This is a genomic window from Rhodopseudomonas sp. BR0C11 (assembly GCF_010820945.1).
GTDB lineage: Bacteria > Pseudomonadota > Alphaproteobacteria > Rhizobiales > Xanthobacteraceae > Rhodopseudomonas > Rhodopseudomonas palustris_H.
Genome location: NZ_QTKI01000480.1, coordinates 1 through 3,308 on the forward strand (window position 1 = coordinate 1; position 3,308 = coordinate 3,308).

The 3,308-nt window shown below is 67.8% G+C and carries 2 protein-coding genes and 1 pseudogene; all 3 read right to left on the bottom strand.

The window, feature by feature from the left end; genetic code table 11:
• Positions 1–693, bottom strand: a 693-nt coding sequence (locus DYI24_RS23755) for a serine O-acetyltransferase (protein WP_164574072.1), incomplete at its 3' end; no start/stop codon positions are given.
• A gap of 158 nt (positions 694–851) precedes the next feature.
• A complete protein-coding gene (locus tag DYI24_RS23760) occupies positions 852–2,828 on the bottom strand; it encodes a family 2A encapsulin nanocompartment cargo protein cysteine desulfurase (protein WP_164574073.1) in 1,977 nt (658 codons plus the stop codon).
• Positions 2,815–3,308: pseudogene (locus tag DYI24_RS23765) on the bottom strand (hypothetical protein); the annotation flags it as partial. The pseudogene DYI24_RS23765 and the gene DYI24_RS23760, both read right to left, overlap by 14 nt.

The following is a 3,308-nucleotide window of genomic DNA, read 5'->3' on the forward strand; positions in this document are numbered from 1 at the left end:
ATACAGCCGCACCCGCTTGCCGATCCGCGCGGTCTCTCCGATCACCACGCCGGTGCCGTGATCGATGAAGAAGCTCTCGCCGATGGTCGCGCCGGGATGGATGTCGATCCCGGTCTGCGCATGGGCGATCTCCGCCACGATCCGCGCCAACATCGGCACGCCGAGCACGTACAGCCGGTGCGCGATGCGATGCCGGATCATCGCGGCAACGCCCGGATAGCAGAACACGACTTCGTCCAGGCTCTTCGCCGCTGGATCGCCGTCGAACGCAGCGCGAATATCGCTGTCGAGCAGCGCCCGGATGCGCGGCAGGTCGTGGGCGAACTCCGCCGCGATGGTCAGCGCCTGCTGTTCGATCTCGCCGGGCTTGGCGGCGCCGTCGAGATCGGCAAGACGCAATTCGCGCCCGACCTCGCGGCGTAGCCGGCGCAGCGCCTGCCCGATGGTGTCGGCAACATAGATGTCGAGGCTGTCTTCCGACAGGCCAGCCGGCCCGAAGTGACGCGGATAAAGCGCCGCCACCAAGGCATCGACGATGCCAGCCACCGCTTCGCGTGACGGCAATTCCGGCAGCGATCGGCTGCGATAGCGCCGCCGCTGAGAGATGGCGCGGAGCCCTGCGAGTTCGGCGACGATCTCGCCGAGGTCCCATGCTGGCTCAGTGACGACACGGGGCTCGGCGGATTGCGACATGCAGGCGGCTCCGGTGAGTTGGCCTTACAGCGTTCAGTGACAATCTCTCCCGTCATTGCGAGCCGAAGGCGAAGCAATCCAGCTCACTGCACGAAGCTGGATTGCTTCGTCGCTTCGCTCCTCGCAATGACGACATCCTCAGACGCGACATTTTCCCATCAGTTCCCGCGCACGCCCCGCCCGCTCTGCAATCGCCGCAACGCGTCGACCAGCGCGTCGATGTCGTCATGCGCGTTGTAGAGGGCGAGCGACGGCCGCACCGTGCTTTCCAGCCCGAACCGGCGCAGGATCGGCTGGGCGCAATGATGGCCGGCGCGCACTGCGATGCCTTCGCGGTCGAGCGCCTTACCGACATCCTCGCTGCGGCAGCCGTCGAGCACGAACGACAGGATGCCTGCCTTCTCGCGCGCGGTGCCGATCAGCTTGAGGCCCGGCACCGTCAGCAGATGCTCGGTGCCATAGGCGAGCAACTCATGCTCGTGCGCCGCGATGTTGGCCATGCCAATGCGGGTCAAGTAATCGATCGCCGCGCCAAGACCGACCGCATCGGCGATATTGCCGGTGCCGGCTTCGAACCGATCCGGTGGCCCCTGGAAGATCGTCTTCTCGAAGGTGACGTCGGCGATCATGTTGCCGCCGCCCTGCCACGGTGGCATCGCTTCGAGGACATCGGCCTTGCCGTACAGCACGCCGATCCCGGTCGGCGCGAACATCTTGTGACCAGAGAAGGCGTAGAAATCGACATCCAGCGCCTGGACGTCGACCGGCATGTGGCAGACGCCCTGAGCACCGTCGACCAGCACCTTGGCGCCGTGGCTATGCGCCAGCGCGGTCATCTCCGCGACCGGGGTGACCGTGCCGAGCGCGTTGGAGACTTGCGTGAACGCGACGATCTTGGTCTTCGGCCCGAGCAGCTTTTCGTATTCGTCGAGCAGGATCTGGCCGTGATCGTCGACCGGCGCGACGCGCAAGCGAGCGCCCTTCTCGGCCGCGAGCTGCTGCCACGGCACGATGTTGGCGTGGTGCTCGAGATGCGACACCACGATCTCGTCGCCTTCGCCGACATTGCGGCGGCCCCAGGCCTGCGCCACGAGGTTGATCGCCTCGGTGGCGCCGCGCACGAACACGATATCCTTCACCGACGGCGCATTGATGAAGCCGCGCACCTTGTCGCGCGCTGCCTCATAGGCATCGGTCGAGCGTGCCGCCAGCGTGTGGGCGGCACGATGGATGTTGGAATTCTCGTGCGTGTAGAACTGCACCAGCCGATCGATCACGCATTGCGGCTTCTGCGTCGTGGCGCCGTTGTCGAGCCACACCAGCGGCCGACCGTTGACGGTCTCGCGCAGGATCGGGAAATCGCGCTTGAAGACGTTGGCGTCGAACGGCCGTGCACCGGACAGATCGAGCACATGAACATCGGTGCGATGCTGCGGCGCCAGCCCCGTGAGGTCGAAGGTATCGACACGGGGCGGCGCGGCTGATGCCGGCGTCGCATGGGCCAGGGCCGGATTGTCGGCGAGAAAGTACAACGGCGCTGCCGTCGCCGCGGCGTCGGCACCGAATGGCCCCGCGCTCGGCAATGCGCGCGGCACGAAGCTGCGGGATTCGTCGAGCCGGCCGGGTAGCGCAGCCAGATCGGTGTCGCGCGCGAACACCGGCTGCACCGCTGGTGCAGACGGAGGCGGCGGCGCCACAGGCGGAGCCGCGAGCGGCACCTTCAGCTCCTGCGGCAGCGAGCCAACCGCCGTGGTCGGCTCCGGCGCCAGCTTAGGATCGAGCGCGAAGATCGGTGCCGACGGCCGCGCCGCGCCCACGGTGGGGATCGGCGAGGCTGCGCCGGGATTGTGGTTCGGCTTATAGGAGGGCGATAGCGCCGGCGTGCCTGGAATCGCATTGTGCAGCGGCTCGGCGGCAAACAGTGGCGCCGAGCCGAGCGCGGCGCCGGGCTCCGGCACCGCCCCGGTCGGCAACGCCGAGAAGAACGCGTTGGCCAGCCGCGCGATCGAGGCGACATCCGGTGCACCGACCGCTGCGGCGGACGCCTGCTCCAGCGACGCCGGATGCGGCAGCGCTCCGCCTTGCGGCAGAGCCGCTGAGCCGGGATGCGGCAGGGTCGGATCAGGCGTACTCATGATACGTACCGACCTCGACGTCATCGAGCACACCGAGCGCGTCCTCGGTCAGCACCGCCAGCGAGCAGTACAGCGAGATCAGATACGAGGCGATCGCCTTGCGGTTGATACCCATGAACCGCACCGACAGGCTCGGCGCCACTTCGCCGGGCACGCCGGGCTGGAACAGGCCGACCACGCCCTGCTTCTTCTCACCGGTGCGCAGCAGCAGGATCTTGGTGCGGCCGGCTTCGTCGAACGGCACCTTGTCGGACGGCACCAGCGGCAGCCCGCGCCAGGTAAGGAACGGCGAGCCGAACATGTTGATGGTCGGCGGCGGCACGCCGCGGCGGGTGCACTCGCGACCGAACGCCGCGATGGCGCGCGGATGCGCCAGGAAGAACGCCGGCTCCTTCCAGACCTTGGTGATCAGCTCATCGAGATCGTCCGGGGTCGGCGGGCCCTTCCGGGTCGAAATCCGCTGCGACGGCGCGGTGTTGG